General features: G+C 70.4%; 10 protein-coding genes and 1 pseudogene. 9 read left to right on the top strand and 2 right to left on the bottom strand.

Annotation, left to right across the window (positions count from 1 at the left end; translation table 11 throughout):
* Positions 1–5: 5 nt before the first annotated feature.
* The 7 genes from ACFU95_RS40680 (at position 6) to ACFU95_RS40650 (ending at position 9,330) form a co-directional block, all read left to right on the top strand.
* Entirely contained in the window at positions 6–956 is a 951-nt protein-coding gene (locus tag ACFU95_RS40680) for a PrgI family protein (protein WP_383839380.1), read from the top strand.
* Positions 953–2,809, top strand: a complete 1,857-nt coding sequence (locus tag ACFU95_RS40675; RefSeq protein WP_383839377.1) for a VirB4 family type IV secretion system protein — start codon at positions 953–955, stop codon at positions 2,807–2,809. Before ACFU95_RS40680 ends, ACFU95_RS40675 begins: the two co-directional genes overlap by 4 nt.
* The gene (locus tag ACFU95_RS40670; RefSeq protein WP_383839374.1) at positions 2,806–5,211 is read left to right on the top strand and encodes a helicase HerA domain-containing protein; all 2,406 of its coding nucleotides are present in this window, start codon (positions 2,806–2,808) and stop codon (positions 5,209–5,211) included. The genes ACFU95_RS40675 and ACFU95_RS40670 overlap by 4 nt, the downstream gene beginning before the upstream one ends.
* 48 nt (positions 5,212–5,259) lie before the next feature.
* Entirely contained in the window at positions 5,260–6,249 is a 990-nt protein-coding gene (locus ACFU95_RS40665) for a replication-relaxation family protein (protein WP_383839371.1), read from the top strand.
* A complete protein-coding gene (locus tag ACFU95_RS40660; protein ID WP_383839368.1) occupies positions 6,246–7,184 on the top strand; it encodes an NlpC/P60 family protein in 939 nt (312 codons plus the stop codon). The genes ACFU95_RS40665 and ACFU95_RS40660 overlap by 4 nt, the downstream gene beginning before the upstream one ends.
* Entirely contained in the window at positions 7,181–8,062 is an 882-nt protein-coding gene (locus ACFU95_RS40655) for an extensin (RefSeq protein WP_383839367.1), read from the top strand. Before ACFU95_RS40660 ends, ACFU95_RS40655 begins: the two co-directional genes overlap by 4 nt.
* 383 nt (positions 8,063–8,445) lie before the next feature.
* Positions 8,446–9,330, top strand: coding sequence for a hypothetical protein (locus ACFU95_RS40650; protein WP_383839364.1), 885 nt, complete (start codon positions 8,446–8,448; stop codon positions 9,328–9,330).
* A gap of 105 nt (positions 9,331–9,435) precedes the next feature.
* Here ACFU95_RS40650 and ACFU95_RS40645 read toward each other — a convergent pair.
* Both ACFU95_RS40645 and ACFU95_RS40640 read right to left on the bottom strand, forming a co-directional pair.
* Positions 9,436–9,820 (bottom strand): annotated as a pseudogene (locus tag ACFU95_RS40645) (pyridoxamine 5'-phosphate oxidase family protein).
* 129 nt (positions 9,821–9,949) lie between these two features.
* Complete coding sequence (locus ACFU95_RS40640) at positions 9,950–10,537, bottom strand: hypothetical protein (protein ID WP_383839361.1); 588 nt, start codon at positions 10,535–10,537, stop codon at positions 9,950–9,952.
* Positions 10,538–11,789: 1,252 nt separating this feature from the next.
* Between ACFU95_RS40640 and ACFU95_RS40635 the strand changes: the two genes are divergently transcribed.
* Positions 11,790–18,014 (top strand): DNRLRE domain-containing protein, encoded by a 6,225-nt coding sequence (locus ACFU95_RS40635; protein WP_383839358.1) that lies wholly within the window; start codon positions 11,790–11,792, stop codon positions 18,012–18,014.
* 43 nt (positions 18,015–18,057) lie between these two features.
* Complete coding sequence (locus ACFU95_RS40630) at positions 18,058–18,342, top strand: hypothetical protein (RefSeq protein ID WP_383839356.1); 285 nt, start codon at positions 18,058–18,060, stop codon at positions 18,340–18,342.
* Positions 18,343–18,503 lie beyond the last annotated feature (161 nt).

The raw sequence follows: 18,503 nt of genomic DNA, 5'->3' as shown, positions 1-18,503 counted from the left end.
CCCGCATGAACCCACCCGAGGAGACAGCGGAAGCCCCGTACGCCACCCGCATCCCTGCTGACATCTCTCGCCCCGACCGCCTCCTGGGCCCCTTCACCGCTCGGCAGACCGCCATCCTCACCCTTGCGGGACTGGTGCTGTACGGCGGCTGGTGGGCCACCCGCTCCTTCATGGCACCGCTCGCCTACACAGCCATGGTGATCCCCATCGCCGGAGCGGTGGCCGCGCTCGCGCTCGGCCAACGGGAGGGCATCGGACTGGACCGCTTCCTGGCCGGCGCCCTCCTGCACTCCCGCGCCCCCAAGCGCCGGGTGCACGCCCCGGAAGGCATCCCCCCGCTGCCCTCCATCGTTCCCGACCGCTGGGCCAGGGCCGCCGGGCCACCCCCGACCGCGATGACCATGCCGTACGACGGCATCACCGCAGACGGCGTGCTCGACCTGGGCAGCGAAGGCAAGGCCGCCCTGGCGACGTGTTCCACGGTCAATTTCGAACTGCGCTCGGCGGCCGAACAACACGGCCTGGCAGCGGCGTTCGCCCGCTGGCTCAACTCCCTGACCGGACCCGCCCAGTTGCTGGTGCGCTGCCACCGCATCGATCTCGCCCCGCTCGCCGACACCCTCCAGCAAGACGCCGCCGCACTCCCCCATCCAGCGCTGGAACGGGCCGCTCGCGCGCACGCCGCCTTCCTCGCCGACCTCGCCACCGGCGACAACCTGCTCGGCCGGCAGATCGTGCTGGTCGCCCGCGAGGAGAACGCACCGCACGGCCTGCGCCGGAACGCTGGTGAGGGACGGGCACTCCAGCGCCTCGACGAGGCCACCCGAGCCCTGGCCGCCGCCGAGATCACCGTCACGCCCCTGGACGCCGAGCGCAGCGCCGCCCTGGTCGGCGCGGCCTGCAACCCCGACACCCCATTCCCGCCCGCCGCCGCGCCGGAAGGTGCCCCCGCATGACCCGACTCCGCCTCGGCAAGCACCGCCCCGTACCCGCGGCCCCCGGCCTCGACGCCGCAGCACTGCTCGACGTCTCCGGACCCGAGGCCATCGAGGTGCACGCCCGCGCCCTCGCCGTCGGCGCGCACCTGGCCACCACGCTGGTGGTCACCGGCTACCCGGCCGAGGTCACCCCCGGCTGGCTTGCCCCGCTGCTGAACTTCCCCGGGCACCTCGACATCGCCCTGCACATCGAGCCCGTCCCCAACCCGATCGCGGCCGCCGGACTGAAGAAACAGCGAGCCCGCCTGGAATCCGGCCGCCGCACCGGCTTCGACAAGGGACACCTGGACGACCCAGAGGTCGAGGCCGCCGCAGCGGACGCCGCCGAGCTCGCGTACCGAATCGCCCGCGGCGAGGGCAAACTCTTCCACGTCGCCCTCTACCTGACGGTGCACGCCCCCGACGAGGAGAGCCTGGCCGAGCAGGCCGCCGCCGTACGGGCGATCGCCGAGTCCCTGCTCATGACCATCGCCCCGACCACCTACCGGGCCCTCCCGGGCTGGCTGGCCACCCTCCCCCTCGGCATCGACACACTGAAGATCCGCCGCACCTTCGACACCGCCGCGCTCGCCGCCTGCTTCCCCTTCACCAGCCCCGACCTCCCTGCCGCCACCAGCGAGGACGGCACTGCGTCAGGAGTGCTGTATGGGCTGAACGCGGTCTCCGGCGCCCCGGTGCTGTGGGACCGCTTCGCGCAGGACAACTACAACTCCATCACCCTGGCCCGTTCCGGCGCCGGCAAGTCGTACCTCACCAAACTGGAGCTGCTCAGGCTGCTGTTCACCGGCGTCACGGCCTCGGTGATCGACCCGGAGGACGAGTACGTCCGCCTCGCCGAAACCGTCGGCGGCCACGTCATCGCCCTCGGCGCAGACGGCGTACGCCTCAACCCCTTCGACCTCCCCGCAGCGACGGACACCGGAGAGGACGTCCTGACGCGGCGCGTGCTGTTCCTGCACACCTTCCTCGCCATCCTGCTGGGCACCGACCCGACCGCGGCCGAGAAGGCGGTGCTCGACCGGGCCTTCCTCGCCGCGTACGAACGTGCCGGAATCACCGGCGACACACGCACCTGGAGTCGCACTGCGCCCACGCTCACCGACCTGACTGCCGTCCTGACCGAGGACGGAAGCAAGACAGCGGCGGAACTCGCCGACCGCCTGGTCCCCTACACCACCGGCTCCCACGCCCAGCTGTTCAACGGCCCCAGCACAGCCGCCACCGCCGGTCACCTGATCGTCTTCGCACTCCGCCAGCTCCCCGAGGAAGTCAAAGCCCCCGCCATGCTCCTGGCCCTGGACGCGATCTGGCGGCAAGTCACCTCCCGCCCCGCCTCCGGACGCCATCTGGTCGTGGTCGACGAGGCCTGGCTGCTGATGCGCGACGGTGCCGGCGCCCGGTTCCTGTTCCGCATGGCCAAGGCAGCCCGCAAGTACTGGACCGGCCTGGCCGTGGTCACCCAGGACGCCGACGATGTCCTCGCCTCCCCGCTCGGCCGGGCCATCGTGTCGAACGCGGCCACCCAGATCCTGCTCCGCCAGGCCCCGCAGGCCATCGACACGATCAGCGAGAACTTCCACCTCTGCCACGGCGAGCGGGAATTCCTGCTCTCCGCAACCCGCGGCGAGGCCCTACTGCTGACCGGCGACCGCCGCCACAAGGTCGCCCTGATCAGCATCGCGGCTCCCGGCGAACACGAAGTGATCACCACGGACCCAGGCGAACTCGCGGCCCAGCACTCAGACGGCGATGCCGAACCCGATGGCTCCTACATCGATGAAGCCGCCGGAGACGAGGGGTGGGAGCTGTGACGGCGCTTGGCCAAGTAGCCGCTGTCCAGCCGCACGGGTGGCTGGTGGACTTCCTCAGTCACCCGGGCGCGTTCGGTATGACGGCGCTCACCGCGGCCGTGGACTGGTGCGCCGCGTCCGCGCCTCTCGTGGCTCCCGCCGCCCTCGCGTCCACAGCCTGCGGATACGCTGCCCGGCGTCGGCTGTTGCGCTTGCGGCAGCAGCGCCTCACCGACGGCGCCCACTGGGTGGAGATCCTGGCCCCGCCCCAGGCCGCCCCCAGGGGCGGGGAGATCCTTTGGGCCCAACTGTCCGGGCTCCTACGCCCATGGTGGCGCCGGATCACCACGGGCCAGCCCCATCTCGCCTTCGAATACACCTGGACCTACACCGGCCTGGGCATCCGCCTGTGGGTCCCCGGCACGGTACCGCTCGGCCTCGTACGCCGTGCGGTCGAAGCCGCCTGGCCCGGTGCCCACACCCGCGTCACAGAGCCCGGCCCCCTGCTGCCGACCGGACACGAGGTAACCGCCGGACGGCTGCGGCCAGCCCGCCCCGATGTGCTGCCGTTGCGCACCGATCACACCACCGACCCGCTGCGCGCGCTCCTGCAGGCCGCGACCGGCATGCGCGAGGACGAGTCCGCCTGCGTGCAGATCCTGGCCCGCCCAGCCACCGGCGGCGCGCTGCGCCGAGCCCGCCGCCAGGCACGCCGCCTCAAGGCAGGTCAGACACCCGCCCGGCTGCCGGCCCTGGCCGCACTGCTCCTCCACCGCGCCCAGCCGACCGCCACCGGCAAACAGGACCCCGAACACGGCACCGCCGTAAGGCAGTCGGCCACCAAACTCGCCGGATCCCAGTGGCAATGCACCCTCACCTACGCCGCCACCTGCAGCCCCAAGACAGAGCGCGCCCAGGACGTGGCGCACGGCCGGGCCCACGCACTCGCGTCCGCCTTCGGCCTGTACGCCGACCGCAACCACCTCGCCCGCACCCGCCTTCGCCGCCCCGAACCGCACCTGAGCGGTAGGCAGTTCCCGCCCGCGCGACCCGCCCTGCTGTCGGTGCCGGAACTCGCCGCCCTCGCCCACCTGCCCGTCGACCCGGACGCGCCAGGCGTCCAGCGAGCCGGAGCCCGCTCCGTCCTGCCGCCCCCGTCCATCCCCGAACCCACCTCCGGGAACGGGGTCAAACCCCTCGGCCGCTCCGACACCGGAGCCCGCCGCGGCGTCGGCCTCGCGGTCGCCGACGCCCGCCACCACCTCCACGTCATGGGCGCGACCGGCTCCGGCAAATCCACCCTCATCGCGAACCTCGTCCTAGACGACGTACGCCACCACCGCGGCGTCATCGTCATCGACCCCAAAGGCGACCTCGTCACCGACCTTCTGGACCGCCTCCCGGACACGTGCGCTGATCGCCTGGTCCTCATCGACCCCGACGACCCGCACACCCCGCCCTGCCTGAACGTCCTGGACGGCGCGGACATCGACGTCGTCGTCGACAACATCACCGGCATCTTCCGCCGCATCTTCACCGCCTTCTGGGGCCCACGCACCGACGACGTGATGCGCGCCGCCTGCCTGACCCTCCTCAAACACCGCGAGCGCACCCGCCAGCTGGTCACCCTCGCCGACGTCCCCCGCCTGCTCGGCGAGAGCGCCTACCGACTGCGGATCATCCCCGCGCTCAAGGACCCGGTGCTGCGCGGCTTCTGGGCCTGGTACGAGTCGATGTCCGAGCCCTCCCGAGCGGCCGTGGTCGGCCCGGTGATGAACAAGCTGCGCGCCTTCCTGCTGCGCGACTTCGCCCGCCGCGCCATCGCCGCCGGCCCCTCCACCTTCGACCTCGGCCAGGTCCTCGACGGCGGCATCCTGCTCGCCCGGCTCCCCAAGGGCGCCCTCGGCGAGGAGACCGCCCGCCTGCTCGGCTCGTTCATCGTCGCCGGAACCTGGCAGGCCGCCGCGGCCCGCGCCCGTATGCCCGAACACTCCCGGATCGACGCCACGCTGAGCATCGACGAGGCGCACAACTTCCTGACCCTGCCGTATCCGTTGGAGGACATGCTCGCCGAGGCACGCGGCTACCGGCTTTCGATGCTGCTGGCCCACCAGCACCTCGCGCAGCTCCCGCGCGACCTGCGCGAAGGCATCTCCGCCAACGCCCGCAACAAGGTCTTCTTCAACGCCTCCCCGGAAGACGCCAGCGCGCTGGAGCGGCACACGCTACCGACGCTCGCCGCACACGACCTCGCCCACCTCGGGCCCTATCAGGCCGCCGCGCACCTGCTCGCTGGGGGCGCGGAATCCGCCGCCTTCACCCTCATCACCCGCCCCCTGCCGCCCTCGGTGCCCGGCCGGGCCAAAGACCTACGCGCGGCAGCCGGCGGCCGAACCGGACCACGCCCGGCCACCCGCCCCTGAAGCACACCTCCACCCCTCATCTCCCCGAACTCCTGGTGGTGACCTGTCATGCCCGCACTCCCCCGCCCCACCCTCGGCCCCGGCTCCCGCTACACCGCCCGCGCCTCCACCACCCGCCAACGCCCCACCCGGCACACCGACATCGCCGCGCTCTCCCGCATCCTCACCGCCCGCGACCTGTGGCTGACACGGTTGCTCCACGAACACCGCGTCCTGACCACCCACCAGATCGCCAGCCTCGCCTACACCTCCCTCCGCTCGGCCCAGCGCCGCCTGCGCACCCTGCACCAGCACGCCGTCCTCGACTCCTTCCGCCCCCTGACCCAGACCGGATCCGCCCCCGAGCACTACACCCTCGGCCCCGCCGGCGCCGCCGTCCTCGCCGCCCACACCGGCTGCGACCTCGCCGACCTCGGCTGGCGCCCCAGCCACACAGGCCGCATCGCCTACTCGCCGTCCCTCGGCCACGACCTCGGCGTCAACGAACTCCTCACCCACCTCGCCGCCCACGGCCGAACCACCCCAGAAACCGGCCTGTCCCTCTGGCTGTCCGAACGCTCCTGCGCCCGCCGCTGGGGCGACATCGTCCGCCCCGACGCCTACGCCCACTACCGCAACGGCGACCACCTGCTCCCGTTCTTCCTCGAATACGACACCGGCAGCCAGCCCCTCGCCCGCGTCGAGGCCAAACTCACCGGCTACGCCGCCTTCGCCACGGCGGCCGACGCCCGGCCGGCCCTGCTGATCCACACCCGCACTGCCTCCCGCGACCAGGCCCTCCGCCGCCGCCTTGCCGCTCCCGCGCGGGAGCTGGGCCTGTACCTCGCGACCTCGTCCGCGGACTTCACCACCGCCGAGCCCTGGGGCCCCTGGTGGAGCCCCCTCGGCCCCGGAGACACCCGCCGCACCACCCTCACCGGCCTCGCCGCCCGCTGGCCCCGGCTCGGCCCTGCTTCCGACGTGGAGCCCACCGACGCCGACTCCGCCCTCACCCTCCCCGTGCCCCCGCTCCCACCCACGCCTGAGGCGAGTTCGTGAGCTCCCTGTTCGCCAAGGCCGTAGGAGGCATCGGCTGCACGGTCCTCGTCCTGCCTCTACTGGCCGCCTTGACCATCGCCGCGCTGCTGGGCGGGCTGTCCTCCGGCGGCAGCATGGCGGCATCACCGAGCAAGCACGCCCTGGCCGACATCCCCACCTACATGCTCGCCCTCTACCAGCGCGCCGCGCCCGAATGCCCGGGCCTGTCCTGGACGGTCCTCGCCGCGATCGGCAAGGTCGAGACCGACCACGCACGTCACCCCACCATGATCTCCTCGGCAGGCGCGGTAGGGCCGATGCAATTCCTCCCGTCCACATTCAAGGCATACGCCCATCCCGTACCGCCCGGCGGGAAAAAACCGCCGACCCCCTGGGACCCGGTCGACGCGGTCTACGCCGCAGCCAGGCTGCTGTGTGCCAACGGCGCGAAGAACGGCAAGGACCTGCGGCGCGCCATCTGGCATTACAACCACGACGACGCCTACGTGAACCAGGTCCTCAAGATCGCCGACAGGTACGCGACCGCCACGCCAGCCCCAACCGGAGCTGCGGCCAAGGCGGTTGCCTTCGCGCGCGCCCAGCTCGGCACCCCTTATGTGTGGGGCGGCGACGGCCCCTCCGAGGGCGGCTTCGACTGCTCCGGCCTCACCCAGGCCGCCTACCGCTCCGCCGGCATCAGCATCCCCCGCGTCGCCCAGGCCCAGTACGACGCGGGCCCCCGCCTCCCCAAGGGGGCACCCCTGGCCCCCGGCGACCTGCTGTTCTTCGGCAGCAGCCCGGGCAACATCACCCACGTCTCCCTCTACACCGGCGACAGCCAGGCTGTCGACGCCCCGCACCCCGGAGCCGTCGTACGCCAGGGCCCGGCGAACACCAACTCCGCGTCCTTCCAAGGCGCGACACGGCCTTCAGTCCGGGAAGGCGGTGCCCGGTGAAGCAGATCCCGGCCCGCGAGGCCATCGGCCTGCTGCGGGCCATGACCTGGGTGCTGTGCGCGGTCGGGATCCTGGCCCTGGTTTTCACCACGGTCAATGTCACCCGCTTCGCCACCAGCCGGAACGTTCCTCTGCCCATCGCGGTCCTCCTCGACCCGATGCTCGGCACCGCGCTCGCCGGCGTCCTTTACGTGGACGCGCGCCTGGCCTCTTGGGGGATCAGCCCGCCGGCCTGGTCCACCACCCTGCGCTGGGGCGCCGGATGCACCGCTGCCCTCATGAACTCCTGGGAGAGTCTGTGGCCCGACGGACAGATCGGCTGGCCTCGCAGAGCCGATCCGGCAGCGGTGCTCCTGCACCTGACCCCGGCCCTGCTCCTGATCGCCCTGACGGAAACGATCGCCGCCTACCGACGGACCGTCACCGACCTCATGAACCGGATCGGAACCGCCGATCCTCCCGAGCAGCACTCCCTGTCCGCCCTCAGCGCGCCCCGATCGCGCCAAGAGGGCACCGATCCCAGAACCAGCCGCTCCGATCCCCCGACCGCCCTGCCACCGCGTGACCGAATCGGTCCCGAACCCGCCTCGATCAGCACCGCCGCCACCGACACCGGCCACGACCGGCCCCACACCGCCGACGACACCCCCCATCACCGGCAGCCGGTGCCCGAACCCCCTCCAGCCAACGACAAGGCGACAGACGCCGACGTGTGGCCACGCGCCGTCGCACTGCACGAGGTAGCCCGCGCCACCACCGGGAACCCGGTCAGCATCTGGCGGCTGCGCACCGATCTGCGCATCGGGCCACGCCGAGCCCGCCGGATCCGCGAAAAGCTCCTGGCCCGGGACCGCAATCGACCGCCCTCGCCCAATTGAACCGCCCGCCCGCCAGCCGATCCGTCCCCGCACCCGGGGCAGACCGGATCCGGTGCCGGGGATCTTCGAGCTCCGCTCGCCGATCGGCACACCACTTGCACACCGCACGCGTGCAATGGTCGTACGACCGCTCTGAGCTGGCCCGATTCGGAAGTGAGCGGCCCGCTTGACTTCCCGCCGGAGCGGAGCGTCCATGGTCGTGGCCGACGCACCCGGCGGGCCCACGGGAAGCTCCGTGAACCCGCCCGTGCCACGGCCATGTCCGCCCGGGAGACCCGCGATGCGCACGCGCCCGGCGAACACCCGCGACCCGCACCCATGCGGCTCCGCCCCCGGCCGGGGACCTCACCCACCCGAATATGCGACGGAATCGAGGTTCCCTCATGTCCAACACCACGACCGACGACACCCGTACACTGCACGCCGTACCCGAGCCCGAGCCGCTGGCCGGTCTGACCGGCGCGCCCTCCGCCATCTACGCCGAACTGGTCAAACTCACCGGCGACGACGGAGCCACGGCCGCCGAACTCGCCCTCGCCGCAGGTCTGGGCCGCTCCACGACCGGCAAGGCCCTGGTCACCCTGGAGGGACGCAGCCTGGCTGTCCGCACGCCCGGCGGTCACGACGGCCCTTGCCGCACCCCCGACCGCTGGCGCGCCGCGCCCACCGGCGAGAGCACCACCAAGGACGCCGAGAGCGGCCAGGAACCCGTGAACGCCGAGCCGACCGACTCCCCCTCCAACGCCCCGGAGCCGAGCACCGACCACATGGACAGCGAGAACGCCCCGACCGACGAGACCACGCAGAACACCTCCGCCGCGCCGGACGACGACAGGACGGACGCCGACAGCGTGCCGGTAGCCGATGCAGCCCCGGATGCTCCCGCACCGGACGCCGAGCAGAGCGAAGACGACGCCAGCGCAGACGACGGCCCGCATCACGCGCAGGACAACGCCGCCGCGGGCACCGAGGACGCCCCTGCCCCGCAGGCCGCCCCCGAGCAGCAGCCGACGGCCCCGGTGGAAGCGAGCGCCCTGCCGGACGGGAAGAAGCGGCTCGCACCCGGAGCACTGCGGCAGATGGTCATCGACCACCTGGAGAAGCACCCCGGCGAGGCGTTCACCGCCACGGGCATCAGCCGTGTCATCGAGAAGTCCTCGGGCGCCATCGCAAACGCCCTGGACAAGCTGGTCAAGCAGAACATCGCCGAGCAGGTGAGCGACCGACCGCGCACCTACCAGCTGGCAACGCCGCAGGCCGACGCATAGCCGACCGGAACGACACAGCGAACCGGGCTGGTTCCCACGGGGGTTGGGAACCAGCCCGGCTTCCTTGTGGGTCTTGCACACCAAGCGGGCGGCGGCACGGAAGCCTCACGGAACGACGGCGTCGCTGAGGTCCTGGACCGTGAGCGAGGCGGGCTTCAAACGCAGCCATATCGTGCCTCGTTCGCCCAGATCGTCATACAGATAGTGAACGAACCGTGCATCCCACAGGGGCATCGTCCGCCCCGAGATAGCGGACCAACTTGCGTCGGCCTCTGGGCACGTCGAAAGGCAAGATTTCGGCCTTCCCTCGGGCGATCACCTGCTGGACGCGACCTGTCGCGAGATCGCATTCGTCCACCACGAGCGCAGCGTTTGGATCATCGTTGACGCGGCCGAACAACCTGGCCCATGGACCCGTCAGCACCCAGAAGGCGCCGTCCTCCCACAGGAACCAGACAGGGCGCACCGTACAGACCCCCTCGGCATCCAACGACCGGCCCGTCGGTCACAGACCATCACAGATCACCGGTTCTGACGCAGCCTCTCGCCGACTGCCACACGCGGTCGCCACCGACGATCTCGTCGGCCGGACGGCCGAGAAGCGCTTCGAAGACAGCGTTCAGTTCTCGGGTTTGATCTTCGAAGACAGGGCGAACAGCCCTGCCGCCGCCGCGATGAGACCTCCGGCCAGTTCTTCGTAGCCCTGGAAGTAGGCGACGGGGATGGCAATGGCGCAGGCCGTTCCGGCCAGGCCGATGACTCGTCCGATGAGCCGCCGGAGTCTGCCCGGCTGCGGAGGGTGATGGAGGTTCGGCGGGTTTCCCCAGTAGGGGAAGGGCGCCGGCCTGGGCTTCCAGCCCTCGTCCAGGAGCCGCACGAACTCCGGGTAGTGGCGGGCGTAGCCCAGGCGATGGGGGGCCAGGCGCCGCCATGGCAGCCCACCATGCCTGATGACGAGCCAGGCGAGTCCCGGCAGGCACGCCACGAACGCCCAGATCCCTGCGACCGTCCGCTCTCCGACCGAAGCCGGCAGAATGCCGAGGAGTCGGTCCAGCTGGCCGCTGGCGGCGTAGGCGATCAGCGCGGCTAGGGAGAGCACTGCCGCGGTCAGCTCGATCTGATGCCCGGTGTGGCAGCGGGCACAGCGTGGCACATAGACGACTTCCCGACGCCAAGTGGTGCGCAGGACAACGATCCATGGGGTCATGGTCGTGTCGGCGTCCTGGTGCAGCCCCAGGACACGGTCGTGCCACGACGCTGGTGTGGCATTCCCGCAAAACCAGCACTCCCGCACCACGAGTTCCCTCTCCCCCTACGACCAGTCCCGCTGGTAAGGATGCTATTGACGCTGGTCCGGGACCGGTCCCGCTCAGCCGCCGCGCTGGCACGAGCGCGCATGTCGTATCAAGGGCTGATGCCTGCCCGCCGTGCACTCGCTGGTCAACCGTTTCCACCGCGACCTCGACGCCGTCACCGCCGCCTTCGCCCCCCTGGAACACGGGCCAGGTCGAAGGTCACGACACGAGCCAAGCTCCTCAAACGCATGGGCTTTGGCCGCGCGCACCTCCCGCTTCTCCGCAAACGCATCCTTCACAGCCATGACCGCGCATCGGTCACAAGATCGCCGACAGAGTCGAAAATCGTGATCGTCGACATGGAGCTGCCGGGACGGCGATCAGGCTGTTCGGCGCGCCCTGGTCGTTGGCGTACGCCTCGCGCCGGGCCGCGGGTCCGGGCATCGGCCCCGGAGTTCCATGCCTCGACGAGGGGGACCGTGTGGTCGACATCGAGCGAGGCCGCCGAAGTGATCCGTATCTGGTCGCACGTTGACCACCACCGTCCGCCTGTCAACGCGCACTTCGGCCCAACCTGCGGAGCCAGCAGCGCCTCGGCGAGGATGACCTTTCTGCGGGTGCCACAGGCGTCGGTGGAGTTCAGCCCTGCCTCCGTTCCTTCGGGGCGACCTTTGAGGATGCGGCGGCTGGGTGGGCGGCAGCTCTCACCGCAGGAACGATCAACTGCCGTACGGAGCCGCTGATCGCAGCGGAGAGGTCAAGGTCTTCGATCCCCTCGCACTTCGTGAGCGCGGCATACCTCCGGCCCAAAGCGCGGTCCTTGCCGTGCCTCGCCCAGTCGGACGGCACGCTTGCCGGGGCCTGCGCGCGAGCTCGCCCCATCGGTATCGCCACGCACGTATAAGGCGTCGGTTTCACGGGCTATCGGCAGGTGTCGAAGATCACGAAGGCCACTAACCGCCACCTGTGTAACTTCTGTGGACTTGTCATGATTTCAGGTCTCGATCTGCCGCATACGATCTTACGACCATCACACATGTGATGTTCATGTAAAGAATGACAGATCGGAAGATCATGACGGCGTACAGAGCCTTGCCTGGCGGGCGGGGGCGGCCGGTATCGGGTGGAGCCGCACGCTGGACAGCGGGCGGGGTTTCCCTGGTCATGGCCATCACCTTGCTGGATGTGGCGAGTCTGCCGGCAGCCGCTTCGGCCCCCAGCGCACCCGTGCCGAAGAAGCCGGCGGCCACCCGGGCAGCCGACATTCCGTCGGCCCGCGTCGCGGCGAGGCTGTCCGGCAAGCGAGTGGAGGCACTCTCCGAACGCACGGAGACGTCCACGACGTGGGTGAACAAGGACGGCAGCCTCACCACCGAGCTGGCCGCGGGACCGATCCGCTTCAAACAGGAGGGCAAGTGGGTCGATGTCGACGTCGACCTGCGTCAGTCCGGCTCGGGTGTAGAGCCGGTCGCACACCCTGAAGGCCTCCGGCTGGCTGGCCGGACCGGCACACCGGCGACGTCCTGGAAGGCCGCGCGCCGTGCGAAGGCCACCGACCTGGTGACGCTCGGCGAAGGCGACCGCCAGATCACCCTCCAGTGGAAGGGCGGGCTGCCGAAGCCGAAGCTCGAGGGGACGCGGGCGGAGTACGTCAACGCCGTACCGGGCGCCGACGTGGTCGTCGAAGCCACCCGCACCGGCTTCGAGCAGTTCGTCGAGGTGAAGCAGCGCCCGGCCTCGGCCGACTACTCCTACACCCTGCCGCTCAAGGCCAAGGGCTTGAAGGCCAAGCAACTGGCCGATGGCAGCGTGCTGTTCACCGACAAGAAGAACAAGAAGCGGGCCGTCATGCCCGCGCCGGTGATGTGGGACTCCACGGTCGATAAGCGGTCCGGCGAGCACACCCACAAGGCGCGCGTAGGCCTGAAGGTCGTGCAGAAGGGCTCCACCGTCGACCTGGTGGTCACCCCGGACGCGAAGTTCCTCGCCGACCCGAAGACCAAGTACCCGGTCACCGTGGACCCGTCGACGTCCTCGCTGTCCAACGTCTTCGACACCTACGTCCAGCAGGGCGAGACCGTCGACTGGTCGACCGACACCGAACTGGACTTCGGCAACCCCGGCACGAAGAACGCCGACGGCACCCCGCGCACCGCGCAATCGTTCATCTCCTGGAACACCACGCCCGTTCAGGACGCCCTGGTGCTGGACGCGAAGCTGTCGCTGTGGAACTTCCACTCGGGCAACACGGACTGCAAGGCGTACCCGTGGGAGGTGTGGACCTCCGGTGCCGCGTCCACGTCGAGCCGGTGGACCAACCGTCCGACGATGACGGCGAAGAAGGCGACCTCCACCGAGACCCGCGGCAACACCGCCTGCACCTCGGCTCCCGACGGCTGGATCAACGCCGACGTGACGTCCATGGTGCAGGAGTGGGCCTCCGCCAAGGCCACCCGCGGCCACATGGGCCTGCGCGCCACCAGCGAGACGGTGGTGGCGCAGTGGAAGCGGGTCAACTCCGCCAACGCCGCCTCCAACCCACCGAAGCTGGTCGTGAACTACAACTACCGGCCTCGCACCGGCACCAAGCAGGAGGCCGGCCCGCCGTACTTCTCCTACAGCGGCGCCTACACGGTCAACACGACCACGCCGACGCTGCGGGACACCTTCGTCGACGCCGACGGTGACAAGGTCAACGGCACCTTCCAGATCTACGACAACGCCACCAACACCCAGGTCGGCGACGTCATCGTGTCCAAGTACGTGCCGTCCGGGCAGGTTGCCTCAGTGACCGTCCCGTCAGGGTTGCTGGCCAACGGCAAGACGTACAAGTTCCGCACGTCCCCGTACGACGGTACCCACTACAACACGGGCTGGTCAGCCTGGAAGACCTTCACGGTCGACACCAGCGTCCCCTCCGCCCCCGCCAAGATCACGTCCACGGACTACCCGACGGGCAAGTGGAGCAAGGGCGCGGGCCAGACGGGCACCTTCACCGTGACCCCGCCCGCCTCCGACCACCACTGGCTGGAGTGGTCGCTGGACGGCGTGACCTGGACCAAGGTCGCCACCGGCGGGGCGAGCGGTGACAAGAACGTCTCCGTCACCCCCTCCGACAACGGCGCACAGTCCCTCCTCGTGCGGACCGTCGACAAGGCGGACAACCGGTCCTCCGTGGCCGAGTACACCTTCAACGTGGGAGCCGGCGGCTTCGTGCGTCCCGGATCTGGCGACCGGACCGCGCGCCGGCTCACCCTGGAGGCCGAGACCGACGGCGGCAAGTACGACAAGGTCTCCTTCTCGTGGCGGCGCTCCGCCGCGGACGACTGGCAGGCCATCCCCGCCGGGCACGTGACCGAGGACGGCACCGCACTTGCGCAGTGGCCGGTGGCCCTGACGAACGGCAGGAACGCCCCGCTGGCCTGGAACGCCGCCTCCACCGTCACCCCTGACGGATCCGTGGAGATCAAGGCCGACTTCACCGGCCCCGGCGCAGCCGCGGGAAGCACCGAGCCGCTCACCGTCGTGGTGGACCGCAACGCCGACGGCGCCGCGAGCGAGGATGTCGGACCCGGCTCGGTGAACCTGCTGACCGGCGACTACGCCCTGTCCGCGGACGACGTATCGGCGTTCGACCTCGTCGTCAGCCGCATCGCCCACTCCCGCCGCCCCGAGGCCGGTGCCCAGCAGGACGACCAGGCCGCGATCTTCGGCAAGCAGTGGGTGTCGGGCTTCGAGGCCCAGCTGAACGAGTCGGAGTACACCCACCTGGAGAAGATCTCCGACACGGCCGTCCGTGTGGTCCTTTCCGACGACAGCCCGATCCACTTCACCGCCAACGCGGCCAAGAACGGGTGGATACCCGAGCCGGGCGCTGAGGAGATGGTGCTCAAGGGCAGCACAAGCGGCACCTTCACCCTGTCCGACAGCTCCGGCACGGTGACCGAGTTCGCCAAGGCCGACCCGGCGGCGACCGCCTGGCAGGTCAAGAGCACCCTGTTCGACGGTCTGTCCAACTCGACCACCACGATCATGTCCGAGACGGTCACCGTGGACGGGAAGGAGCTGGCCCGGCCGACCCGGATCATGGCCCCGACGTCCGCCGCCACCGCGTCCGCCTGCGCGGCGGACCCGTCGACGAAGGGCTGCCGCCTGCTGGAGTACGTCTACGCCTCCTCCACGACGGCGACCTCCACCGCCTTCGGCAACGTCAGCGGCCAGGTCCGCGAGATCCGGCTCTGGTCCACCGAGCCCGGAGCCTCGGCCGCCACGTCCAAGGCCGTGCAGGCCTACCAGTACGACGACCAGGGCCAGCTCCGCCGGGCCTGGAACCCGCAGATCAGCCCCGCGCTGGTGACCGAGTACGCCTACGACACGGACGGCCGGGTCACCTCGCTGACACCGCCCGGCGAGCTGCCGTGGACGTTCAGCTACGGCAAGGCGGGCAACGATCCTTCGGCCGGCGAGGGCATGCTCCTGAAGGCCACCCGCGCCGCACTGAAGGAAGGCACGGCCGGAACCGTCGAGGGCGAGGCGACGACCAGCGTCGTCTACGACGTACCGCTGTCCGGCACCTCGGCCCCGTACGCGATGGACCGGGACACGGTCCGCACATGGGGGCAGCAGGACATCCCCACGGACGCCACCGCCGTCTTCCCCGCGGACACGGTGCCCGCCTCCCACTCGGGATCGGCACTGGAGCAGTCTGCATACAGCCTCGCCACCGTGCAGTACCTGAACGTGTCCGGCGAGCGGGTCAACCTCGCCGAGCCGGGCGGCCGGATCGACAACACCGACCACGACCGGTTCGGCAACGTCGTGCGTGAACTGTCGGCCGGGAACCGGGAGACCGCCCTCGGCGCGACCGCGACCGCGAAAGAGGCCCTGGCCGACCTGGGGCTGACGGACCGGCCGAGCGCGGAGCGCGCCGAGCTGCTGTCCGCACGATCCGAGTTCGACGAGACCGGTACACGTGAACTGGAGAAGTTCGGGCCTCTCGGACGGATCGACCTGGCCAAGGACCTGAAGTCGGGCGGCACCACGCTCGTCGCGGCGGGCTCCTCCGTCCTCGCGCGCAGCTGGACCAGCAAGCTCTACGACGAGGGACGTCCCGCGGACGCCGTGGGCACCAGTAACCAGATCACCAGCACCAAGGAGGGCGCTCAGGTCCGCGAGCACCCCGCCGTCATGGCCGATGCCCAGCTGACCACCGTTGCCTACGACTGGGTCAAGGGCCTGCCCACCAAGGTGGTGCAGGACCCCGACGGGCTGGCCATCACCACCGTCACCGAGTACGACACCCAGGGCCGCGTCGCCCGGCAGGGGGCACCCGGCACTTCCGGCAATGACGCCGGAACCCAGGTCAGCACCTACTGGTCGGCCACCGGTACCGGTACCTGCGCCGGACGTCCCGAGTGGGCGGACCTGCTGTGCACCAGCGGGCCGGCCGGGGACATCACCGGCGGCGGGACCAACCCGGCCCAGCTGCCCACGATGACCGCCGAGTACGACTGGTGGGGCAACACCGCGAAGACCACCGAGAAGGCCGGCACGGCCACCCGCACCATCACCCGCGGCTACGACGCGGCGGGCCGGCCCACCACCGTGCAGACGACCGGCCTCGGCACGGCCGTGCCGTCCACCACGACGAGCTACGACCCCGAGTCGGGCCGCGCGGTCAAGACGGCGTCGTCCACCGGCGGCACCCTGACCCGCGCCCACGACAAGCTCGGCCGGGAGATCTCCTACACCGACGCGGACGGAGCGACCACCACCACCGCGTTCGACCGGCGCAACCGCCCTGTCAAGGTCGGCAACAGCGTCCCCAGCACGGTCACCTACACCTACGACTCGTCTCTCGAGCCGCGCGGGCTGGCCACCAAGGTCACCGACTCGGTCGCGGGCGCCTTCACCGCCACCTACGACGCGGACGGCGCGGTGGCCTCCGAGAAGCTGCCGGGCGGCTACACGCTCAAGCAGACCAAGGACGCCGCAGGCACCGTCGTCGAACGCACCTACACACGCGACAGCGACGGGGTGACCGTCTACAACGACGCCGCCACCTCCACCATCCACGGCCAGGCCGCCACCCGCTCCGGCTGGTCGCACCAGGAGTTCGGCTACGACGACGCCGGACGCCTCACCCGGATCGAGGACACCAGCGACAACGTCTGCACCCTGCGGACCTACGCCGTGGACAGCCGCTCCAACCGGACCGGCACCACCGAGACCTCGGCCGATCCCGGGCAGCTCTGCCCGACAACCGCGGGCACGGTGAAGAGCCGTACCTACGACACCGCGGACCGCATCGCCGACTCGGGCTACACCTACGACGCCTTCGGCCGCACGACCGCGCTCCCGGGCTCGACCCTGTCGTACTACGCCAACGACCTGGTGCAACGACAGACCGCCGGTTCCCAGCGCCAGACGTGGCAACTCGACGCCGGACTGCGGTTCCGCTCCTGGACCGTGGAGACCAACAACGCCGGCACCTGGAGCCAGACCACGGCCAAGACCAACCACTACGGCAACGACACGGACAACCCGAGCTGGATCGTGGAGGACGCCGCCCAGGGCACCGTGACCCGCAACGTCACCTCGGCCACCGGCGCGTTCAGCGCGACCACGGGCAAGGCCGGCGGCACCGTCCTCCAGCTGACAAGCATCCACGGCGACGTCGCCCTCCAGCTGCCACTGGACTCGGCCCTCGCGCCGACGGTCGTCGACAGCAACGAAAACGGCGCCTCCCGCACGGGCAAGACCGCCCAGCGCTACGGCTGGTTCGGCTCCAACCAGCGCTCCGGCGAGACGCTCACCGGGATCGTCCTGATGGGTGCGCGGCTGTACGACCCGAACACCGCCCGGTTCCTCCAGCTGGACCCGGTCTTCGGCGGCAACTGCAACGCCTACGACTTCGTCTGCGCCGACCCGGTCAACGGCACCGACCTCGACGGCCGGTGCGGCGCCTGGGGCAACCCGTTCAAGCCCTGCGACAAGTGGCGCATCCTCATGTGGTCCCGCTCTCCCGGAAGCCACTGGAAGACCATCCGTGAGGGAAGCACCTCCAACGTCACCGTCAACGGCAAGAAGTACGGCAAGTTCGGTCTCCGCCACATCAAGGACAAGCACGTCGGAAAGGGCAAGCGCTCCGCGTGGAGGTCCAGCTCCACCATGCTCAGCGACCTGAAGAAGGCGCTCATCTCGGGCAAGTGGCGCAACGCCTGGGGCGGTGTCTATGACGGAAAGTGGGACATCACGTACTCGTACTGGACCGGCTGCGGATGCCGCAAGAAAAAGAAGTACACGGTCTACGTGTACTACCGCACCACCGCGGCGCCCGACGGAAAGCCGCTGGGTGTGACCACCGCCTACATCAACCGGACCGGGTGACCTTCCGAAAGCCGGGTGACCTTCCGAAAGAGAGTCTCAGCAGATGAACGAACCGGACTCGCCCGATGAACTCATCCGCGCCGCCGCCGAGAGCATCTCGGGCCGGCTCGCGGGAGAGGAGGGTCCAGTAGCAGCACTGCGATCGGTCGTCCACATGGTCGACAACGACGAAGCCGAACTGGCCGTCGACGACCTCGCGCGAGTGATCGAGTACTACCGCATCCGCATTCTGCGGACGGAATACGACCAGATCACCGCGGCGGCTACGCAACTCGATGCGCTGGACTCGCTCACCGAAGTGAAGATCGACCGCTTCATCGGCGACTGAGACGCCCGGCAGCCCTGAACCGGGCACACCTTGGATGGCGGCGGGGGGGAGAGAGACGGCACCCAGCGCCCGCCCCCCCTCATACAAAACAATCACAAAACCGCCAAACCCCCCCCACCCCCCCACACCCCCCATCCTCCCCACACTCCCCCCATCCTCCC

This window comes from Streptomyces sp. NPDC057623, assembly GCF_042800355.1.
GTDB lineage: Bacteria > Actinomycetota > Actinomycetes > Streptomycetales > Streptomycetaceae > Streptomyces.
This window is presented reverse-complemented; position numbering and strand designations above follow the sequence as displayed.